This is a genomic window from Streptomyces sp. Y309 (assembly GCF_056712025.1).
Map to the genome: position 1 here is coordinate 1,337,061 of NZ_CM160048.1, position 20,966 is coordinate 1,358,026.

Genomic DNA, 20,966 nt, shown 5'->3' on the forward strand with positions numbered 1-20,966 from the left:
GGCCGCGATGACCTTCACTTTCGGCACCGATGACCACACCGCTGCCGACACGGGCACGGACGCCGAGACCGCCGAGACCGCCGAGATGTGCCGCACGGTCGAACGCTTCGCCCGGCGCGAACTGGGCCACGTACCCCCGTCGTTGGACCGCGCCGAGTTCCGGCGGCGCTGGCTGCTCGCGGCCCGGCAGGGCCTGGTCGGCAGCGTGGTGCCGGAGGCCTACGGCGGCAGCGGCCTGGACGCGGTCACGGCGGCGGCCGTCCTGGAGGCGCTCGGGTACGGCAGCCCGGACACCGGTTTCGCGTTCTCCGTCGCCGCGCATCTGTTCGCCGCGGTGATGCCGGTGGTGGAGTTCGGCACGGAGGAGCAGAAGCGGCGCTGGCTGCCCGGGCTCTGCTCGGGCGAGCGGATCGCCGCGCACGGCATCACGGAGCCGGAGGCCGGTTCGGACACCCTCGCCCTGCGGACCCGGGCGGTGCGCGAGGGCGATCACTACGTCCTCGACGGGGCCAAGGCGTTCACGACGAACGCGCCCGTGGCGGACGTCTTCGTGGTGCAGGCGGCGACCGCGCCCGGCGGCGGCTTCTTCGGCCTGACGGCGTTCGTCGTCGAGGCCGGCACGCCGGGGCTAACCGTCGGCCCTCCGTACGACAAGGTGGGGCTGCGCGGCTCGCCGACGGCCGATGTGCGCCTCGACGGCTGCGTGGTCCCGGCGAGCCACGTCCTCGGTGCCGAGGGCGCGGGGGCCAGTGTGTTCGCGGGGTCGATGAAGTGGGAGCGCACCTGCCTGTTCGCGGCCTATCTCGGGGCGATGCGGCGGGTCCTGGAGTCGACGGTCGCGTACGTGAAGGAGCGCGAGCAGTTCGGCGTGCCGATCGGCGGCTTCCAGGCGGTGAGCCACCGGGTCGTCGACATGACGCTGGCGCTGGAGTCGGCGCGGCTGCTGCTGTACAGGGCGGCGCGGGGTCTGGCGCGGGGCAGCGAGGACGAGGTCGCACCCGCCCTCGCGAAGCTCGCCGTGAGCGAGGCGGCCGTACGGATCGGGCTCGACGCGGTCCAACTGCGGGGCGCGCTCGGCGTCCTGGCGGGCGGCGACGCCGAGACGCTGCTGCGGGACGCGCTGCCGGCACGCATCTTCTCCGGGACGAACGAGATCCAGAAGAACAACATCGCCCGCGCACTCGGCCTGGGCGGCACCCGCCGCGCGGGCCGCCGGCGCTGACGTGCCGAACGCCCAACCACCAGTTGACGCCCTCCCAGCAGTTGACGCCCACCCACCAGTCGACGGGATGTCCTTCGCCATGTCCTTCACCGCACCCCGTGCCACCACCGTCATCGTGCACCGCATCCGCCTCCACGAGGGCGTGGACCCCGAGCGCTTCGAGTCCTGGGTCCGGGACGTCGACTACGCGACCTGCCCGCGGCTGCCCAGCGTCGTGTCGTTCGCCGTGCAGCGCGTCACGGACGCCGAAGCCGCCGCGCCCGGCGAGTACTTCGAGGTCATCGAAGTGACCAGCCGCGCGGACTTCGAACGCGATATGGAGTCCGGGCCCTTTCGGCGGCTGGTCGCCGATTTCGACGGGATGGCCACGGTGGTGGCCGAGTCGACGGGAGACCGGGTGGGCTCCGGATACCGCGCCCGGTGAGTGCCGGATACCGCGCCCGGTGATTTTGCGAACCGGAAAGAACGGGCGGCGGCCCGCGCCGCGCCGTGAAAACCGGGCGGCCCGATGAATAACTTTCAACCTTCCCGGTCCGGGTCGGTTTCCTTCACCCTGCTTCCTTCATCCTTCTTGGCCACGCAATTCGGCGGTCCGCCCAATTGCCGCCATCAAACCGGTTTCATAGGCGATGGCGACCGCCTGGGCGCGGGTGCTCACGCCCATCTTTCGCAGCACGTGGTGAACATGGGATCTGACGGTCGCGAGGGACACCGAGAGTTTCTCGGCGACTTCCGCATTGGATTTGCCCTGGGCGAGCAGCACGATCACCTCGGACTCGCGCGGGGTGAGTTCGGCGGCCATGCGCTCGGTGCGGCGCGAGCCGCCCTGCTGCGGCAGGTGCTCCAGGGTGCGCCGGGCGGCGGCCGGCATCACCATCGTGGCGCCCGCGCTGACCGTGCGCAGCACGTGGATCAGGTCGTCCGCAGACGAGTCCGGGGCGAGGACCGCTCTGACGCCGATGCACAGGGCCTCGACGGAGCGGTGCGCGGACTCGGCCTTGGCGATGAGGATGATCTTCGTCAGGGCGGCGAGCTCCGCGAGCTCGCGTTTGTCGTCCAGGCCGAGCGCGGGGGCCACCACGATCATGACGTGGGGCGCCATCTCGGCGACGGCCGCGGCGGATTCACGGCCGGTGGTGAAGCCCGTGACGTCGATGTCCGGCTGCTGATCGAGCAGCGCGCGCATCGCCGCGGACATGATCGACTCGTCGCAGCACACCAGGACGCGGATCTTCATGAGTCGCCGCCTCACCGCGTCTCGCGCGGCAGCGGGACGCCGCCGCGCCGGTCGCACCGGACCGCACCTCCGGTCACGGCATCGCGCCCGGCCGGACCGGCCTCCCGAGCCCGACGGTGATGTCCTGCACGTGCTCCTTGCAGCAGTTCCCCATCTCGCCGCCCCCCTGTAAATGACACGACCATGTGCCTTCGGATACCCCTCGTAGCCGCTGCCCTTAATCGCATCCGTCAACGGATCTGCCCATGCTTCCGTCAACGTATCCATCTGCTGTTCGAATCCGTGCTTTCCTTGCCCGCCGCCTCCTCTCCCGGTGTATCGGGGCAGGTCCGCGGGTGCGGCATATTCCGTCCGCACTGCAACAGTATGTGGGCGCAACTGGCCTGTGGGCGAGCCTTATAGGAAGAAGGATGAAAATGGCTCGAAACGGCGCGGAGGGAATCTCAGATCGTCCGCAGGGATGCGTCCGCGGGGCGCCGCGGCGAGACGGGGAACTCCGTGGCGGGCCACCCGAGACGGCTCATGAAGAAGGCACGCCCCGGGATACCGAGCCTCGACTGGAGGGCGGTGCGCAGATCGTCGTGCTGAAGCACGACACTCACGGGGTGCAGGACGAGTCCGGCACCGGTCGCGCACAGCCAGTAATCGGCCAGTCGCGCACCGCCCTTGACGGCGTCCGCGAGTGTCGGTGCCGTCCGTGCGAAGCTCATGGCGACCACGACGGGGGTGGGCCGCAGAAGGTGGGCGAGCCGGTGGGCGAGCAGGCGGTGGTAGCCGACGTGGCTCAGGATCCGCATCGTCGTGGGCGCGAGGGCAGCACGCATGGCCTGCCGGCGCGGCCACGGCAGCGGTCCGAAGAGCCGGTCGAGGGAGAACCCGTCACCGCGCGCGGCGGCCTCGGCCTCGGTGGGCCGCAGATACGCGTGGGTCTCGCGCCAGGCCGCGCGGTGCCGGAAGTCCCGGCCGCCGTGCCGGGCGACGAAGTCCGCGAACGCCGCGCGGTCGGCGCCGGAGGTCAGATGCCGTACGGTCACGTCCGCATCGCGGGCCGCCGCGGCGCCCGACGGGGTCAACAGGCCGTCCAGGAGAGCCGGTTGGACGGGCTGCGGGCGGTAGGGGGCACGGTTGGTGCGGCGGGCCCGGGCGGTGGCGCTCAGGGTGCGCAGCTCCTCGGCGTGCCCGGCTCCCACGGGCGTGCCGCGCAGCCGCGCGACGGACAGCGCCGCCCAGGACCGCGGCCAGGCGGCGCCGGGCAGTTCGGCGCCACGCACCGGCTCCTCGTCCGCCGGGCTGTCCGCGAAGTGCAGGGCGTCGACGGCCCAGCCCTGGGCGTCCAGGGCGCGCAGCAGCAGCTGCCAGTAGAGGCCGCAGCTCAGCAGCATCTCCACGGCGTGGGCGGCGGGCAGCGACCGCAGGCTCCGGTCACGGTCGAGCCCCAGGACGAGATGGCGGTACGTTTCGTCGCCGCTCCGGACGGGTTCCGTACCCACCAGCCGCTCGGCCGCCGCGCGGGACTGCGGGCTGCCGGCCCACGCCACGGCCCAGGGCTGGCAGTTGTGGGAGGAGGGGCTCAGGGCGGCGATCCGGGCGGCGGCGCGCAGGGCGGCACCGAAGTCGGCGGGGGCGGTGGGCGTTGCGGGTGCCGAGGGCTCGCCACCCAGCGGCTCAGCCCGGTCTGTGGTCATCGTCGTGTCCTCCTCAACTCCACACGAGGGCAAGGCAGTAGCCGTCGATCTCTCTGGCCCAACTGTCCAGGCGGGCCGCGTCGGCCGTGGGGGCGTGCCGGCGCAGGCCGGGACCGGGGCGCCAGCAGAAGCGGCCGTCGGGGTGCCAGGCCGTCAGCTCGACCTCCCGGGTGTCGACGCGCAGGCCGAAGCCGAAGTGTTTGAGCACGGCCTCCTTGCAGGCCCAGCGCAGCGACAGCGGCATGGTGTCGAGCACCGGGCAGCCGGGGGACGCGGGCGTCAGCAACTCGGCGAGCGGCCGGGGCACTTGGCGGGTGCGTTCGATGTCGATGCCGAGGGTGCGGGGGCCGCAGGCGGCCACCGCCAGGTCGCCCGAGTGCGCGAGGCCGACCTCCACGGGGGCGTTCACGGTGGGCTTGCCGGCGCGGATGCCCCGGGCCACCGCGTCGACGCGGACATCGCGCGTGCGCACGCACACCCCGCCGTGCCGCCGCAGATAGGCGCTCACCCCGTGCTTCACGGCGAGGCGCCCGGCCATCCACTCCACGCGGCGTTTGGGCACGGGGAGCCGGTCGGCGCGGGCGCGCTCCTCGGCGCTCAGATGGCGCAGCTGGATCGCTGCGCGGTCCGCCTCGCCGCGGGCTCGTATCCAGGCGATGGACACCACGGCGAGGGTCAGGGGCCCGCGTGCGTGGAGCACGCGCAGGGGACAGGCGGGGTCGAGGGTGACGCTGTCGTCGAGCCGGGGTGCGGCGGCGCGGGCGAGGAGGGTCATAGGGGGTTCAGCGGGCCACGGGCGGCGGCAGCAGGAAGGGGTAGGGGCGGCGCCGGACCTTGCGGTGCCAGAGGCGGTCGGCGGCGCGCAGCCGCTGGATCAGCTCCCACATCCGCGCGTCGCCGCGGTAGTACGCGGCGACCTCCTCGGCCGTGAGGGGCCGCGCGAGGCGGGCGTTGGCCTGTTCCAGGAACGCGGGGACAAGACGGTCGAGGCGTTCCTTGTGGAGGTTGCCGAGGAAGTCGAGCAGCACGCCGCGGGTGTCGTAGAACTTGTCGAAGATCGACGTGGCCATGGACAGGCGCACGGCGTCGCGCAGGACCCACGGCAGGGACGTGAAGAACAGCCGCACGTCGAGACGTTCCTTGCCGCGGGGGTCGCGCATCAGCGGGGTGGTGACGTCCAGGTACGTCAACTCGCCGTCCAGATCGATCCAGTTGGAGGCCTGCGCGTCCAGGCCGAGCCCGGGGTGCACGGTGGTCTCGACGCGGTCGAGGAAGCGCCCGAAGAAGTTCTTCGCCCAGACCTCGTCCTCGGTGTGCAGCAGCCGGGAGCACAGCCGCTCGGACGGCAGCTCGCGCTGCACGCAGTACGCGGTGACGCGACCGGAGGGCGCCCGGGTGTGCCACACCTCGGTGGGCGCGACGGTGAGCCCCCGGTCCGCGAGGCGGCGCAGGTACTCGTCGAGCGACCTGCGGTAGCTCGCGAAGCGGTCCGGGTCGGGGAACGCGGGCAGGCGCTTGCAGGCGAACGAGCCCTCGTCGGTGCGCAGCCGCAGCACGAGGGTGATCTCGCCGTAGCCGAGCACGTCGAGGGCGCTGTCGTCGGCGGTGCGCAGGGCCTGTCGGACCTGCGACTCCAGACGTTCCAGGGCGGTGTGCGGGACGGTGAAGGTCATGGGGTGCGCTCACTCTCGTGTCCGGTGGGCCGGGGGCCGGTGGACCAGGAAGTGGTGGTGGAGCAGGGGGGCGGCGCGCCCGGCGTGCGTCACGCCGCCGTCACCACCAGGACGGCGTTCTGGCCGCCGAAGCCGAAGGAGTTGCTGACCGCCACGTCCAGCTTGCGTGCGCGCGGGGCGCCGGTGACGAGGTCGAGGTCGACGTCGGGGTCCTGGTGGTGGAGGTTGGCGGTCGGCGGCACGGTGCCGTGCTGCACGGCGAGGACGGTCAGCGCGGCCTCGATCGCGCCGGCCGCGCCCAGGGTGTGGCCGAGCACGCCCTTCGTGGAGGTGACCGCGGCGCCCGCCCCGAGGAACTTGCGCAGGACGGCCGCCTCGGCCGCGTCGTTGAGCGGCGTGGACGTGCCGTGCGCGTTGACGTGGCCGACCTCGTCCGGCATGACGCCCGCCCGCGCGAGCGCCGTGCGCAGCGCGAGGAGCACGCCGGTGCCCTGCGGGTCGGGCGCGGTCATGTGGTGCGCGTCGGCCGACGCGCCGTACCCGGCGAGGCTGGCCCGGACGGTGGCGCCCCGCGCGCGGGCGTCCGCCGCGCGCTCCAGGACGAGCATGCCGCTGCCCTCGCCGATGACGAACCCGTCCCGGTCCCGGTCGAACGGCCGGGAGGCCGCGGCGGGTTCGCCGACCCGCCGGGACAGCGCGCCCATCTGCGCGAAGCCCGTCACCATCAGCGGCGTCACGCCCGCCTCGCCGCCGCCCGCGATCACCACGTCGCAGCTTCCGTCACGCAGCAGGGCGAGCGCCGTGCCGATCGCGGTGGCCCCGGACGCGCAGGCCGTCGCGGTCACGAGGTTCGGGCCGGTCGCGCCCAGGTCCATCGCGAGGTGCCCGGCGACCATGTTCGGTACGAGCATGGGGATCAGCAGCGCGGACACCGCCTGCGGTCCGTCGTCCAGGAGGCGGCGGTGCTGGGCCTCCCAGGTCGCCACGCCGCCGAGGCCGCAGCCCACGACGACGCCGACGCGGGCGCCGTCCCAGGTCCGCGGGTCGAGGCCGCTGTCCGCGACGGCCTCGCGCGCGGCGGCGATCGACAACTGACTGAACCGGTCGTGCGTCAACGAGCTGCGCCGGCCCACATGCCGGCGGGCCGAGAAGCCGGGCACGGTGCAGGAGATGTCCACGGGCAGCCCGGCGAGTCCGGGGTCGGTGGCGGCGGCGGACTCCCCCCGGCACACCCCGGCCCAGGTGGCGTCCACGCCGATGCCCGCGGCGGTGACGAGTCCGAGGCCGGTGACGGCCACGGCGTCCGTGACCTCCGCGGGGTCCCCCTCGAAACGGCCGACCGGCGGACCGGCCGGCCTGTCGTACATCGCGCTCATGGAATGCGCCCCACCTCTCGGTCGCCTGGCGTCGAGTCTGCGGGCCGCGCCTGACCGGCCACGCCACCGGACACTGACCGCTGGCTGACCGCGCGGAAACGCGGGCGCCGCGGCACGGCGTGGCGGGGCCCGATCAGTGCGCGGTCAGCGAGCCGTCAGCATGCGTGACCGTGTCCCGTCAGCCCGCCCGGCGACACTCGATGTCCTCGGCACCGCGTCACCGCGAGGCCCTCATCACGTACATACGCAGACAACGACATCACGTACGTACGCAGACGCCGACATCACGAAGCGGCACCGCGGAACCGCCGCAGAGCCGCACGCACCGCACCAACGTCCTGCTGTCCCGGAGACCGAGGAGCACGTGTGACCGCACCCCCACCGAGCCGACCGCCGCTCCACCGGGCCGCGGTGCTCATCGGGGTCGGCGGCTGTCTGCCGCCGACCGCCGTCAGCAACGACGAACTGGCCGCGCGCCTCGACAGCTCCGACGCCTGGATCCGCTCCCGCACCGGGATCCGGCAGCGGTACGTCGCCTCGCCCGGCACCGCCACCTCCGACCTGGCCGTCGGCGCGGGCGCCAAGGCCCTGAAGTCGTCCGGCACGCCCGACGTGGACGCCGTGCTGCTCGCCACCACCACGCCGGACCGGCCGTGCCCGGCGACCGCGCCCGTCGTCGCGGCCCGGCTCGGCCTGACCGGCACCGCCGCCTTCGACGTGTCCGCGGTCTGCACGGGTTTCGTGTACGCCCTGGCCACCGCGGCCGGACTGATCTCCACCGGCGCCGCCGACCGCGTCCTGGTGATCGGCGCGGAGACGTTCTCCACGCTGCTCGACGCGGACGACCGCTCCACCGCGGTGATCTTCGGCGACGGCGCGGGCGCGGTGGTGCTGCGCGCCGGCGACCCCGCCGAGCCGGGCGCGCTCGGGCCGTTCGACCTGGGCAGCGACGGCGGCCGTGAGGACCTGATCACGGTGGCGGCGGGCGGCTCGCGCCAGCGTCTGTCCGGTGTCGCGCCGCAGTCGGCCGACCGCTACTTCGCCATGGACGGCAAGGAGGTGTTCCGGCACGCGGTGCAGCGCATGTCCGCGTCGGCGCGGGCCGTCCTGGAACGCGCCGGCTGGGCGCCCCAGGACGTCGACCACCTGGTCGGCCACCAGGCCAATCTGCGCATCACCAACCACGTGGCCGACGAGGTGGGCATCCCGCGGCCGCGCTGCTTCAGCAACATCGCCGACGTCGGCAACACCGCCGCCGCCTCCATCCCGCTCGCCCTGGACCAGGCCCACGCCGACGGCGTCCTGCGGGCGGGCGGCCGGGTGCTGCTCACCGCGTTCGGCGGCGGGCTCACCTGGGGGTCGACGGTGCTGACCTGGCCGCTGCTCGACCGCCCTTGAGGAACTCCCTACCTCGCCCTACCTCGCCCGACAAGGAGAACCGCATGAGCGAGACGTACGACAGGCTGGTCGATCTGCTGGTCGACCGCTTCGAGGTGGACCGCGCGGAGATCGGCCCCGACACCCGGTTCGAGGACCTCGACATGGACTCCCTGTTCCTGGTCGAGCTGCTCCTCGTCATCCAGTCCGAGTTCAAGGTCGACGTCGGTGAGGACGCGGCGACCCCGGGCGACACGGTCACCGCCGTGGCCGAACTCATCGACGGCCGACGCGTGTTGGCCGCCCAGAGCGCCCCCGCGGCGTCGTCGACCGGAGAGCGAGCGTAGGGCGGCCATGAGCACCGAACAGTCGATCATCAACTACATCGCCGACGTCTGGCTCGACGGCGACACCGAAGGCCTGGACTCCGACCTCCCCATCGCCGAGCTCAACATCATCGACTCGGCGGGGATCTTCGACCTCGTGCACTACTTGCAGAGCGACTTCCGCGTCACCGTTCCGCTGCAGGAGATCTCCCCGGCGAACTTCCGGACCGTGGACGCGATCGCCGCACTCGTCGAACGGCTGCGGGCCGAAGCAGCCGTCGCAGAAGCCGTCGCCGAAGCTGTCGCGGAACCCGTCGAAGGGGAGAGCGTGCGATGACCGATGTCGCGGAAGGCACCGTCCACCGGCAGGTCGTGGACATCGTGGCCTCACGAACCCTCTACGACGAGTCGTATCTGCTGCCAGACACCCACTTCGAGGCCGAACTCGGCATCGACTCCGTCATCTTCGAGTCCATCCTGGCGGCCGTACGGGAGCGCTTCGCGCTCGACGCGGCGCTGCCCGCGGGCCTGTCGACGATCGGAGAACTCGCCGCCGCCGTCGAGGAGACGCTGGCGGGCGGGGACGGCACCGCCCCGGCCTCCGCCGACCCCGTGCAGGAGGCCGTCCTCCGGGCCGCCATGCGCCACACCCAGTACGCACGCGAACAGCTCCCCCTGGACGCCGACTTCGAGGGCGAGCTCGGCATCGACTCGGTGGTCCTCGTGTCCGTCGTCGCCGACTGCGCCCGCGAACTCGCCCTGCCCGACGGCCTCGCGGGCACGGTCACCGCACCGACGCTGCGCGAACTGATCGCCGAACTGCGCGACCACTGCGCCCCGGCAGCGCACGACGAACACGGCGTACGCGACGTACACGAGGTACGCGACGCAGACGGCGTACGCGACGAACACGGCGCACGCGATCCGCGCGACGAGCACCACGCGCCGCTCCCCACGCCACTCTCCGCGAACAGTGACACCCCGTGGGACAGCCGCTCCATGAAGGACTTCGTGGAGCAGCGCGACGGCGACCTGTTCGCCAAGACCCGCAGCTTCCGGGCCTATCTGCGCGGCCGCGAGGACGAGCGCCTCTACTGGTACGGGATGCCGCTGCACTCCCGCTGCGGCAATCGGGCCCTCATCCTCGACGAACTCACCGGCCGCAAGCGCGAGTTCCTGATGTTCGCCTCCAACAACTACCTGGGCGTCGCCAACCATCCGAAGGTGATCGAGGCGGTCGTCGACGCCACCCGCCGGTTCGGCGCCACGCACACCGGGTCGCGCTTCATCGGCGGCACGAACATGCTGCACAAGGAGCTGGAGCGGCGCCTCGCCGCGTTCAAGGGCCGCCCGGCGTGCATCGTCTATCCGGGCGGGTACGCGGCCAACCTGGGCACCATCTCCGCGCTGGTCAAGAACTACGACACGCTGGTCGTCGACAAGCTCAACCACATGAGCATCGCCGACGGCGCCCGGCTCTCCGGCTCCGTCCGCAAGATCTACCAGCACAACGACATGGCGGACCTGGAGCGCATCCTCAAGCGCTGCGACGACCGCACGGCGGGCAGGCTCATCGTCGCGGACGGCGTGTTCAGCATGCACGGCGACATCTGCGACCTGCCCGAGATCGTCCGGCTCGGCCGGGAGTACGGCGCCCGCGTCATGATCGACGACGCCCACGCGACGGGCGTACTCGGCGCGCGCGGCTCGGGCACCGCCGAGCACTTCGGCCTCAAGGGCGAGGTCGACCTGGAGCTGGGCACGATGAGCAAGTCCCTCGCGGGCATGGGCGGTTTCGTCGTCGGCGAGGAGGACGTCGTCGAGTACCTGCGGTTCTACGCCAACTCCTACGTGTTCGCCGCGGGCATCCCCGCCGGGGTGGCCGCCGGGCTCATCGCCGCCCTCGACGTCATCGAGGCGGAGCCGGAGCGGATCACGCGGCTCTGGTCCAACATCCGCTTCCTGCACCGCCAGCTCGCCGACGCGGGCTTCGATCTGGAGAACACGGAGAGCGCGATCCTGCCGCTCGTCATCGGGGACGAGCGGCGGGCGATGGAGATGGGCCGGGCCGTGCGGGCCCGTGGCCTGTTCTGCCAGACCGTGGTGTTCCCGGGCGTGCCGCTGGGCGACGCGCGGCTGCGGGTCAGCGTGACCTGCGAGCACACGCGTGAGGACCTGGAGGCGGCCGCCGGAATCTTCGTCGAGGCCGCCCGCGAGACCGGCGTCCTGCCGTCGGCCGGGTGAGCGCGATGACGACCACGACCGGAATGACGACGACCGGGATGACGACGACCACGACCGGGACGGCGAAGATGGCCGGGACGTCGACGCACGCGCGGCTCTCCGACGTCGCCCTGATCCGCGGCCCCTGGCCGCGGTCCGCCGAACAGGCCGCGCGGCCCGCCTTCGTCGGGCCCGGCGGACGCACGTACGGGGAACTCGCCGCGCATGTCGCCGCCGTCGCCGCCGGACTGCTCGGCCTCGGCGCCGAAGTCGGCGACCGCGTGGCGATCTGGATGGACAAGCAGCCGCGCTACGCCGAGGCCATCCTCGCCGCGCTGCACGCGGGCTGCGCGTACGTGCCGCTGGACGGCGGGCAGCCGGTGAGCCGGGTGGAGACGATCCTCGCGGACGCGGAGCCCGTCGCGCTCTTCACGGACAGCCGTCGTCTTGCCGCCCTCGCGGGGCGTCCGCTGCCCGCGTCGGTGCGGGTGATCGTGCTCGTGGACGAGGGCCCGGTGGACGCGGCAGGCAGGCGGGATCCGGAACCGGCGGCCGGTGCAGAGGCCCGTGCCGTCGGCCGACCCGTCGTCGGCTGGTCCGGCTTCACCTCCAGCGCCGCGGGGCACGTCGTCCTGCTGCCGCCCCTGGAACGCGACGACCTCGCCGCGATCCTGTACACCTCCGGCTCCACCGGCACCCCCAAGGGCGTGCGCATCACCTACCGGAATCTGGCGTGCTTCATCCGCTGGGCGCGCGACGAGCTGGACGTCGGGCCCGGCGACGTGTTCGCCAACCACGCCTCGTTCAACTTCGACCTGTCGACCTTCGACCTGTTCACCGCCCTGTCGGCGGGCGCGGCCGTGTGGATCGTGCCCGACGAGCAGACCCGCGACGTGGGGGCGCTCGCCACGGGCATCCGCGAGCACCGCGTCAGTGTCTGGTACTCGGTGCCGTCGGTCCTTCACCTGCTCACGGTGTCGGGCGCGCTCACCCCGGACACGGTGCGGGGGCTGCGGTACGTCCTGTTCGCGGGCGAGGTGTTCCCGATGCCCCAACTGCGGGGGCTGGCCGGGCTGTTGGAGCCCGGCACCGGCCTCTACAACCTGTACGGGCCGACCGAGACGAACGTCTGCACCTACCACCGGGTGCGCCCCGAGGACCTGGCCCGGCACGAACCCGTACCCATCGGCACGGCACTGCCCGGCGCCAAGGTGTCCGTCGTCGACGACGCGGGCCGCGCGCTGCCGGGCCCCGGCGCGTTCGGCGAGCTGGTCGTCGAGGGCGACTGCGTCACCCCCGGCTATTGGCGCCGGGAGTCCGAGCCCGCCGCGGCCGGGCACCGCCAGGGCCGGCACGCCACCGGCGACCTCGTCAGCCACGAGGACGGCGCCCTGGTCTACCGGGGCCGCAAGGACCGCATGGTCAAACTCGCGGGCTACCGCGTGGAGCTGGGCGAGATCGAGGCGGCCGTGCTGCGCCACCCCGGCATCGCCCAGGCCGCCGTCGTCGCCGACACCACCGGCACCGACACCGGCGTCGCCCTGTACTTCACCCTCAACGGCCGCACCCCGCGGCCCGGACTCATCGAGCTCAAGCGGCACTGCGCCCGGTACCTGCCGCGCTACATGGTGCCGCGCACGGCCATCTGCCTCGACGAACTGCCGCGCAACGCCAACGGCAAGACCGACTACCAGCGCCTCGGCGGCGCGGCGTCCGCGTCCGCCCCCGCCCCGCGGGCCGTGCCCGGCAAGTGACGGAGACGTACATGACCCAAGGCCCGACCGAGAGCCAAGGCCCGACCGAGACCCGCGGCCGCGGCGACGAGCCGCGCACCCTCGTCGCCCTGCTGCGCCACCACGCCGGCCACCGCCCGGACGCCCTCGCGTACCGCTTCCTCGGCGGCGGCACGGAGCCGCCGGGGGCCGCGCCGCCACCCGGCACCGGCGGCGGCACGAGTGCACCCGGCCCCCCGGACGCAGGCCCCGGCGGCGAGCGCTCCTGGACCTTCGCCGAACTCGACCTGCGGGCCCGGCGCGTCGCCGTCCTGCTTCAGCGGGAGGGCGCGGCGGGCGAGCCGGTGCTGTTGCTGCACCCGCCGGGACTCGACTACATCGCGGCCTTCTTCGGCTGCCTGTACGCGGGTTCCGTCGCCGTCCCCGCCTATCCCCCGGACACCCGCCGCTTCGGCCAGACCATGCCGCGGCTCGCCGCGATCGCGCGGGACTCGCGGGCCACGCACGCGCTGACGACGGGCGGGCTCTCGCGGTTCGCGGGCGACCGCAGGGACGAGCTGGCCGCGCTCGGACTCGGCGGGCTGCGGTGGCTGGTGACGGGCGGCGGCACCGATTCCGCGGACCTGGACTTCAAGGACTTGGCGAGCGCGGACACCGTGAGCGCCGCGGACTGGCTCCAACCTGACCTCACCGGCGACTCGTTGGCCTTCCTCCAGTACACGTCCGGCTCGACGTCCGCGCCCAAGGGCGTCATGGTCGGCCACGGCAACCTGCTGCACAACCTCGCCGCCATCCACCGCAGGCTGGCGCACGACGCGGACTCGGCGATGGTGTCGTGGCTGCCGCCGTACCACGACATGGGTCTTATCGGCGGCATCCTGTCGCCGCTGTACGGCGGGTTCCCCGCGCATCTGATGGCGCCCATGGCGTTCGTACGCCGACCCCTGCTGTGGCTCCAGACCTTGTCCGACACGCGGGCGTCGACCAGTGTCGCCCCCAACTTCGGCTTCGAGGCGTGTGTCCGCAGGATCACCGACGAGGAGCGCGAGCGGCTCGACCTGAGCCACTGGCGGCTCGCCCTGAACGGGGCGGAGCCGGTGCGCGCGGACACCCTGGACCGGTTCGTGGAGCGGTTCGAGCCGTGCGGGTTCCGGCGCGGCGCGCTGCTGCCCTGCTACGGCCTCGCGGAGGCCACGCTGATGGTGACCGGCGTGCGCGCCCACGAACAGCCCGCTGTCGGCAGGTTCGACGCGGCGGCGCTCGGCGCGGGCGTCGCCACCGAGGCGACCGCCGCCTCCGGGGGACGGGTCACGCGGGTCGTCGGGTGCGGCCCTGCGGTCGACGGCGTGGACGTGGCGGTCGTGGACCCGGCGACCCGGCGGCGGGTCGCGGGCGAGGGCACGATCGGCGAGGTGTGGATCACGGGCGGCAGCGTGGCGCGCGGCTACTGGCGCCGCCCCGACGCCACCGAGGACACCTTCCGCGCCCGGATCGAGGGCGAGCCCGGCACCCCGTACCTGCGCACCGGCGACCTCGGCTTCCTGCGCGGCGGGCAGCTCCACGTCGTCGGCCGCACCAAGGACGTCGTCATCGTGCAGGGCCGCAACCACTACCCCCACGACGTCGAACTCACCGTGGAGCGGACCGACTCCGCGGTCCGCGCGGGCTGCGGCGCCGCCTTCGCCGTGGAAGTGGACGGCGCCGAGCAGCTCGCGGTGGCGTACGAGATCGACGGCAGGCGGGCCGCCGACGCGCCCGAGCTCCTTGCCCGGCTGCGCTCCGCGATCGCCGACGAACACGAGGTCGCGCCGCACGCCGTCGTGCTGCTGAAGCGCTCCACGGTGCACAAGACCACCAGCGGAAAGATCCAGCGCCAGGCGTGCCGCCAGGACTTCCTGGACCTCGGCCTGAAGGTGGTGGCGGCCAGCGTCGCCCGGGACCCGCGGCGGCCGGACGGCCCGGGCGGGCTGCGGCCCGGGCAGCCGGTGGAGGCGGTGGTCGAGGAGGTGGTGCGCGCGTACGTCCCCGACGCGGCAGGCACGGCAGGCGTGTCCGGGCGCACCTTCGCGGACCTCGGCCTGGGCTATCCCCGACTCCTCGCTGTCGTGGGGGACTTGGAGCGGCGCCTCGGTGTGCCGGTGCCGGTCGGGGAGCTGCTCGTACGGCCGCGTGTCGACACGCTGACCGAGCTGCTCGCGGACCGCGTGCCCGCCGGTGGGACGTGGGCCCCGGACTCCGTCGAGTCGTGGCTGACCGCCCGCGTCGGCGAACGCCTGGGCCTGGCACCGGAGGCGATCGACCCCGAGCGCCCGCTGGCGTCCCTCGGCCTGGACTCCAAGCAGGCCGTGGCGGTCCTGGCGGAGCTCAGTGCCCGTACGGGCCGCGAGATCCCCTCGACCGCGGTGTTCGACCACCCGACGATCCGCGCGATCGCCGCGCACCTGGCCGCCACGGGCGCGGAGGCCTCCGAGCCGGTGCGGCCGGACACGGGGCCCGCGGGGTCCGTGGCGGCGGACAGCCGCGGCGGCGGGCAGGAGCCGGTCGCCGTCGTCGGCATCGGCTGCCGCTTCCCGGGCGCGCCCGACCCGGACAGCTACTGGCGGCTGCTCCGCGACGGCCGCGACGCGATCACCGAAGTGCCGCGCGGCCGCTGGGACGCCCGGCGGGTCGCCGCGCCGGACTTCGGCGGATTCCTCGACGGCATCGAGGAGTTCGACGCCCGCTTCTTCGGCCTGTCGGCGCGCGAGGCCGTCCGCATGGACCCGCAGCAGCGCCTCCTCCTGGAGACCGCCTGGCAGGCCCTGGAGGACGCGGGGCGGGATCCGGCGTCGCTCGCGGGCAGCGCCACCGGCGTGTTCGTCGGCATCAGCAGCCACGACTACACCGAGCTCCAGATGGGCCACCTGGACACGGTCGACGTGCACGGCGCGACCGGCAACGCGCACTCCATCGCCGCCAACCGGCTGTCCTACGCCCTCGACCTGCGCGGCCCGAGCCTCGCCCTGGACACGGCGTGCTCGTCGTCACTGACGGCCGTGCATCTGGCGTGCGACAGCCTGCGGCGCGGCGAGTGCGCGACGGCACTCGCGGGCGGCGTGAACCTGATGCTGACGCCCGGCCTCTCGGTGGCGTTCGCGGACGGCGGGATGCTGTCGGCGGACGGGCGCTGCCGCACGTTCGACGACGCGGCGGGCGGCTATGTGCGCGGCGAGGGCGCGGGCCTGGTGTGCCTCAAGCCCCTGTCCGCCGCGCTGGCCGACGGCGACCGCGTGCACGCCGTGATCAGGGGCTCGGCCACCGGGCACGGCGGGCGCGGCAACGGCCTCACCGCGCCGAAGGGCTCCGCGCAGCGCGCCGTCATCGAACAGGCCCTGGCGCGGGCGGAGTTGAGCGGCAAGGAGGTCGACTTCGTCGAGGCGCACGGCACCGGGACGCCGCTCGGCGACCCGGTCGAGTGGGAGGGTCTCGCGGCGGCGTACGGTATGGGCCGCCCGGACGGCGCCCGCTGCCTGGTCGGCTCGGTCAAGACCAACATCGGGCACCTGGAGGCGGCCGCGGGCATCGCGGGCCTCATCAAGGCGGCGCTCGTCGTACGCGACCGCGAGGTGCCGCCGACGCTCCACCTGACCACGCCCAACCGCCGCCTCGACTGGCACGGCGGCGGACTCGACGTACCCACGCGGCTGACGGTCCTGCCGGACGACGGGCCGGTGCGGGCGGCCGTCAGCTCCTTCGGGTTCGGCGGGGCGAACGCGCACGTCGTCCTGGAGTCCCCGCCGGAGCCCGCAGGACCGGAGCCCGCCGCGCCTCCGGCGCGCCCCGTGCACGCCCTGTGCCTCTCCGGCCACACCCCGACCGCCCTGACGACCCTGGCCCGGCGCTGGCGCACCCACCTCGCCGCCCACTCGGAGGCGCCCCTGGCCGACCTGTGCCGGGCCGCCAACACCGGCCGGGCCCGGCTCGCGCACCGCGCGGTCGTCGTCGGCGGATCGGCCGGCGCGCTCGACGCCGGTCTCGACGCGCTGGCGCGCGGCGAGGCGTCCACGGCCGTCGCGCGCGGCACGGCCGGGCACGGCCGCGAGCCGAAGGTCGCGTTCCTGTTCAGCGGCCAGGGCACGCAGTACACCGGCATGGGCAAGGGTCTGTACGACACGCATCCCCCGTTCGCGCGGACCGTCGACCGGGCGGACGCCGTGCTGCGCCCGCACCTCGAAGTCCCGCTCACCGAGCTGCTGTTCGCGACGGGCGGCACGGAGCGGCTGCGGGCCACGCGGTACTGCCAGCCCGCGCTCGTCGCCCTCGAAGTCGCGCTCGCCGAGCTGTGGCTGTCGCTCGGGGTGCGGCCCGCCGCCGTGCTCGGGCACAGCGTCGGCGCGTACGCCGCCGCGTGCGTGGCCGGGGCGATGAGCTTCGAGGACGCCCTCACGCTGGCCGCGACGCGCGGGCGGCTCATGGACGAACAGCCCGGCGACGGGGCGATGATCGCCTGCCTGGGCGACGCGGAGACGGTGCGCGGCGTCGCGTCGGGGTTCGGTTCGCTGTCGGTCGCCGCCGTCAACTCGCCCACGCACCTGGTGCTTTCCGGCGAGCGGGCGGAGGTCGAGGAGGCGCGCGCGGCGCTGGTCGAGCGGTCGGTCGTCGTCAAGCCGCTGGCCGTGTCGCATGCCTTCCACTCGGCGCTGATGGCGGGCGCCGCCGGACCGCTGCGCGCGGCCGCCCGGCCGGTGCGCTTCGCCGAACCGGTCGTCCCGTGGGTGTCGGACGCCACCGGCGAGCCGGTCGGCCGGATCGACGCCGACGCGCTGGTGGACCACCTCCTCGGCACGGTGCGCTTCGCCGACGGCTTCACAGCGCTGCGGCGGCTTGGCTGCACCGCGTTCGTGGAGGCCGGACCGCACCCGACGCTGCTCGGCCTGGGCCGGACGATGACACCGGCCGACGCGGGTCCCGCGCTGTGGCTGCCGTCGCTGCGGCGGGGCCGGGGCGGGTCCGTGCCGGGCGCGGCGGGCGACTGGGAGACGCTGCTCCAGTCCCTGGGGCGGCTGCACTGCGCGGGCGGCACGGTGGACTGGGCGGCGCTCGACGAGGGGCGGCGCGGGCCTCATGTGCCGGTGCCGCACGCGGTGTTCGAGCGGGAGGCGTACTGGTTCACGCCGCCGCCGGAGGTCGCGGCGGCGCGCGGGGGCGCGGGGGCGCCGACGGACGTACCGCTGCCGGACGTATCGCGGGAGGCTGGCCGTGCCACCCAGGCCGTCGCGCCGCCGACCGCACCAACTCCGGCCGCCGCCCCGCAGGCAGCACCGGCCCCGGCCCGCCAGGAAGTGTTCGCCCAGGTCTCGCTCGTCTGCGGCCACCCCGTCGCGCACATCCCGCGCGACGCCCGCCTCGGCGCGGACCTCGGCTTCGACTCGCTGATGCGTACGGAGCTGGAGCGCGCCCTGATGCGGCGGTTCCCCGGGCATCTGAACGGCAACCGCGAGCGGCTGCCGGAGGACCCCACGGTGGGACAGCTCGCCGATCTCCTGGAGGGCGCCGCGCCCGTGGCCCACGCCGCGCCGTCGTCCCCCGCGCCCGAGTCGGCGCCCGCCCCCGAGGACACCCCGGTCCCAGACACCCCGGTCCCGGACACCCCGGCCCCCGCCGTCCGGCAGGAGCGCGTCTTCGAGGAGTGGCCCGAGTACGCCGAGCTGCAGGGGCGGCTGCGACAGGCCACCGCCGACGGCGACAATCCGTACGGGCGCACGCACGAGGGGTTCAACGGCGGCCGGTCCACGGTCGACGGGCGGCCCGTCCTGAACTTCTCCGCCTTCAACTACCTTGCCCTGTCGCACCATCCACGCGTCCGCGAGGCCGCGCGCGCCGCCGTCGACCGGTACGGCACGTCCTGCTCGGCGACGCCGCTGCTGTTCGGCGAGACGCCGCTGCACCATCAACTCGACGCCGAGATCGCCTCGTTCCTCGGCACCGAGGCCGCGATCGTCTTCGCGGGCGGGCACGCCACGAACGTCGCGACCATCGGGCACCTCTTCGGCCCCGAGGACCTGATCCTGCACGACGAGTGGATCCACGACAGCGCGGTGCGCGGCAGCGTCCTGTCCGGCGCGCGGCGCAGGTCCTTCCCGCACAACGACTGGCGCGCCCTCGACCGCATGCTCGGCGCCGCACGGGCGCGGGCGCGCCGGGCCCTCGTACTCGTCGAAGGCGCGTACAGCCAGGACGGCGACCTGCCCGACCTGCCGAAGTTCATCGACGTCAAGAAGCGGCACGGCGCGATGCTGATGGTCGACGAGGCCCACTCGCTGGGCGTGCTCGGGCGCACCGGGCGCGGCATCGGCGAGTACTTCGGGGTCGACCGCGCCGACGTCGACCTGTGGATGGGCACGCTCAGCAAGGCCGTCGGGAGCCTCGGCGGCTACGTGGCGGCACGCCGACCGCTCGTGGAGTACCTGAAGTTCACCGCTCCGCTGCACATCTTCAGCACCGGCATATCCCCCGCCAACACCGCCGCCGCCCTGGAGGCGCTGCGGGTGCTGCGGGGCGAACCCGAGCGGGTGGCGCGGCTGCGGCACCTCGCCGAGCACTTCCGCGACTCGGCGCGGGCCCGGGGGCTCGACATCGGCGTCTCGCGCGCCTCGGCGGTGGTCCCGGTCGTCATCGGCGGCTGGGAGGAGACCATGGCGCTCTCCAACGCGCTGCTCCGCCTCGGCGTGAACGTCATGCCGATCGGCTACCCCGCCGTCCCGCGCGACGAGTGCCGCCTGCGCTTCTTCATCAACGCCGACCACACCGAACGCGAACTCGACCGCGCACTGGACCTGTTGGGGCGAGCCATGGCCGAACGACGCACGACGAACGGAGCCTCGCGCACGGGGGCACAGCCCGAGGCGGCATCGGCCGGGGGGACGGATTCGGGCGCGGGGACGGATTCGCGCGCCGCACACGCCGACCCGGCTGCCCTGCCCTCCCCCGCCCTCACCCTCGTCCCCTCCACCCCCGACGTTCTCGTCGCCGGCGCGGGCGGCTTCATCGGCGGCCACCTCACCCGCCGCCTCGCCGAACGCGGCCACCGCGTACGCGTCCTCGTCCGCGAGGGCAGCGACCGCTCCGCCTTCGCGGGCGTCGACGTCGACGTGGCCGTCGGGGACCTCGCCGATCCGGCCGGCCTGCGCCGCGCGGCCGCCGGGGTGCGGCACGTGTACAACTGCACGGGCCTGTCCGCGGACTGGGGCCCCTGGGCGGACTTCGAGCGGGTCAACGTCGACGGCAGCCGGCACCTCGTCGAGGCCGCGGCGCACGCGGGCACCGTCGAGCGGTTCGTGCACGTGAGCACCACCGACGTGTACGGCTACCCGGTCCGCCCGTGCGCCGAGAGCACACCGCCGCGCGACATCGGCCTGCCGTACAACCGCAGCAAGCTCCTCGGCGAGCAGGCCGTGCGCGAGGCGGCCGTGCGCGCGGGCCTGCCGCTCACCGTGGTGCGGCCGGTCAGCGTGTACGGGCCGCGCAGCAAGGACTTCGTCATCGAGATCGCCACGCTGCTGCTCGGTCGGCAGATGGTCTACATCCGTGGCGGCGACGTACCGGCCGGGCTGCTGTACGTGACCAACGCGGCCGACGCGATGATCGACGCCTGCGCGTCCGAGGCCGCCGCGGGCGCCACGTACAACCTGCGCGACCCCGACCCCACGACGTGGCGCGAGTACGTCGGGGCGCTGGCCCACGGCCTCGGCGTGAAGCCGCCCGCGCTGAGCCTGCCCGCGCCGGTGGCGCGCGGCGTGGCGACGGTGTCGGAGGGGCTTTACGGGGCGCTGCGGATCAAGTCGCGCCCGGTCCTGACCCGGCACGCGGTGCACCTCTTCGACCGCGATCAGTCGTACGCGATCGACCGGGCCCGCGACGACTTCGGGTTCAAGAGCGAGGTGGGCTTCGAGGAGGGCGTGCGGCTCACGCTCGCCTGGCTCGACTCGCCCGAGGGGCGTGCCCGCGTGCCGCGCTGACGCGCCACCCGCCGGACCGCGCCGGTCCGCCCCGGGCCACCCCGGTCCGCACCTGGCGCGCCCTGCCCGTCCGGCCCGCCCGAGCCCGAACCGCCCGATCCGCCCGAGCCCGAGAGG

General features: G+C 74.1%; 13 protein-coding genes. 8 read left to right on the forward strand and 5 right to left on the reverse strand.

All coding sequences use genetic code 11. From position 1 onward, the window contains the following. The first annotated feature begins 7 nt into the window (after nucleotides 1-7). Nucleotides 8-1,222, forward strand: coding sequence for an L-prolyl-[peptidyl-carrier protein] dehydrogenase (gene redW / locus AC0KTA_RS04650; protein WP_481053808.1), 1,215 nt, complete (start codon nucleotides 8-10; stop codon nucleotides 1,220-1,222). Between the two features lie 79 nt (nucleotides 1,223-1,301). Then, on the forward strand, nucleotides 1,302-1,646 hold the full coding sequence (locus AC0KTA_RS04655) for a RedY protein (RefSeq protein ID WP_481053809.1): 345 nt from the start codon (nucleotides 1,302-1,304) through the stop codon (nucleotides 1,644-1,646). Nucleotides 1,647-1,784: 138 nt separating this feature from the next. On the opposite strand, the gene AC0KTA_RS04660 is transcribed toward AC0KTA_RS04655, so the two are convergent. From AC0KTA_RS04660 to AC0KTA_RS04680, 5 genes are all read right to left on the reverse strand, one after another. Then, entirely contained in the window at nucleotides 1,785-2,459 is a 675-nt protein-coding gene (locus AC0KTA_RS04660) for a response regulator transcription factor (RefSeq protein ID WP_481053810.1), read from the reverse strand. Nucleotides 2,460-2,902: 443 nt separating this feature from the next. Next, nucleotides 2,903-4,144 (reverse strand): RedV protein, encoded by a 1,242-nt coding sequence (locus tag AC0KTA_RS04665; RefSeq protein WP_481053811.1) that lies wholly within the window; start codon nucleotides 4,142-4,144, stop codon nucleotides 2,903-2,905. Between the two features lie 13 nt (nucleotides 4,145-4,157). Continuing rightward, the gene (locus tag AC0KTA_RS04670; RefSeq protein ID WP_481053812.1) at nucleotides 4,158-4,919 is read right to left on the reverse strand and encodes a 4'-phosphopantetheinyl transferase family protein; all 762 of its coding nucleotides are present in this window, start codon (nucleotides 4,917-4,919) and stop codon (nucleotides 4,158-4,160) included. 7 nt (nucleotides 4,920-4,926) lie between these two features. Then, complete coding sequence (locus AC0KTA_RS04675; RefSeq protein ID WP_481053813.1) at nucleotides 4,927-5,817, reverse strand: DUF6206 family protein; 891 nt, start codon at nucleotides 5,815-5,817, stop codon at nucleotides 4,927-4,929. An 89-nt stretch (nucleotides 5,818-5,906) separates the two neighbouring features. Next, nucleotides 5,907-7,193 (reverse strand): beta-ketoacyl-[acyl-carrier-protein] synthase family protein, encoded by a 1,287-nt coding sequence (locus AC0KTA_RS04680; RefSeq protein ID WP_481053814.1) that lies wholly within the window; start codon nucleotides 7,191-7,193, stop codon nucleotides 5,907-5,909. 366 nt (nucleotides 7,194-7,559) lie between these two features. Here AC0KTA_RS04680 and AC0KTA_RS04685 point away from each other — a divergent pair, with 366 nt between their 5' ends. From AC0KTA_RS04685 to AC0KTA_RS04710, 6 genes are read left to right on the forward strand one after another with little or no spacing between them, the layout of a single operon-like run. Further along, on the forward strand, nucleotides 7,560-8,591 hold the full coding sequence (locus AC0KTA_RS04685; protein ID WP_481053815.1) for a beta-ketoacyl-ACP synthase III: 1,032 nt from the start codon (nucleotides 7,560-7,562) through the stop codon (nucleotides 8,589-8,591). Between the two features lie 44 nt (nucleotides 8,592-8,635). Then, the gene (locus AC0KTA_RS04690; protein ID WP_481053816.1) at nucleotides 8,636-8,917 is read left to right on the forward strand and encodes an acyl carrier protein; all 282 of its coding nucleotides are present in this window, start codon (nucleotides 8,636-8,638) and stop codon (nucleotides 8,915-8,917) included. 7 nt (nucleotides 8,918-8,924) lie between these two features. Next, complete coding sequence (locus tag AC0KTA_RS04695; RefSeq protein ID WP_481053817.1) at nucleotides 8,925-9,233, forward strand: acyl carrier protein; 309 nt, start codon at nucleotides 8,925-8,927, stop codon at nucleotides 9,231-9,233. Beyond that, entirely contained in the window at nucleotides 9,230-11,140 is a 1,911-nt protein-coding gene (locus AC0KTA_RS04700) for an aminotransferase class I/II-fold pyridoxal phosphate-dependent enzyme (protein WP_481053818.1), read from the forward strand. Before AC0KTA_RS04695 ends, AC0KTA_RS04700 begins: the two co-directional genes overlap by 4 nt. Nucleotides 11,141-11,145: 5 nt before the next feature. After that, nucleotides 11,146-12,873, forward strand: a complete 1,728-nt coding sequence (locus tag AC0KTA_RS04705; RefSeq protein ID WP_481053819.1) for a D-alanine--poly(phosphoribitol) ligase — start codon at nucleotides 11,146-11,148, stop codon at nucleotides 12,871-12,873. 11 nt (nucleotides 12,874-12,884) lie between these two features. After that, nucleotides 12,885-20,849 carry an aminotransferase class I/II-fold pyridoxal phosphate-dependent enzyme gene (locus AC0KTA_RS04710; protein WP_481053820.1) on the forward strand — a complete coding sequence of 2,655 codons (7,965 nt, stop codon included), beginning with the start codon at nucleotides 12,885-12,887 and terminating at the stop codon, nucleotides 20,847-20,849. Nucleotides 20,850-20,966 lie beyond the last annotated feature (117 nt).

What these genes read in the sequence shown, in the direction of transcription:
- AC0KTA_RS04690 (WP_481053816.1), top strand. Translation starts at nt 8,636, where the DNA reads ATGAGCGAGACGTACGACAGGCTGGTCGATCTGCTGGTCGACCGCTTC.
- AC0KTA_RS04700 (WP_481053818.1), top strand. Translation starts at nt 9,230, where the DNA reads ATGACCGATGTCGCGGAAGGCACCGTCCACCGGCAGGTCGTGGACATC.
- AC0KTA_RS04680 (WP_481053814.1), bottom strand. Translation starts at nt 7,193, where the DNA reads ATGAGCGCGATGTACGACAGGCCGGCCGGTCCGCCGGTCGGCCGTTTC.
- AC0KTA_RS04660 (WP_481053810.1), bottom strand. Translation starts at nt 2,459, where the DNA reads ATGAAGATCCGCGTCCTGGTGTGCTGCGACGAGTCGATCATGTCCGCG.
- redW (WP_481053808.1), top strand. Translation starts at nt 8, where the DNA reads ATGACCTTCACTTTCGGCACCGATGACCACACCGCTGCCGACACGGGC.
- AC0KTA_RS04710 (WP_481053820.1), top strand. Translation starts at nt 12,885, where the DNA reads ATGACCCAAGGCCCGACCGAGAGCCAAGGCCCGACCGAGACCCGCGGC.
- AC0KTA_RS04670 (WP_481053812.1), bottom strand. Translation starts at nt 4,919, where the DNA reads ATGACCCTCCTCGCCCGCGCCGCCGCACCCCGGCTCGACGACAGCGTC.
- AC0KTA_RS04695 (WP_481053817.1), top strand. Translation starts at nt 8,925, where the DNA reads ATGAGCACCGAACAGTCGATCATCAACTACATCGCCGACGTCTGGCTC.
- AC0KTA_RS04655 (WP_481053809.1), top strand. Translation starts at nt 1,302, where the DNA reads ATGTCCTTCACCGCACCCCGTGCCACCACCGTCATCGTGCACCGCATC.
- AC0KTA_RS04705 (WP_481053819.1), top strand. Translation starts at nt 11,146, where the DNA reads ATGACGACCACGACCGGAATGACGACGACCGGGATGACGACGACCACG.
- AC0KTA_RS04675 (WP_481053813.1), bottom strand. Translation starts at nt 5,817, where the DNA reads ATGACCTTCACCGTCCCGCACACCGCCCTGGAACGTCTGGAGTCGCAG.
- AC0KTA_RS04665 (WP_481053811.1), bottom strand. Translation starts at nt 4,144, where the DNA reads ATGACCACAGACCGGGCTGAGCCGCTGGGTGGCGAGCCCTCGGCACCC.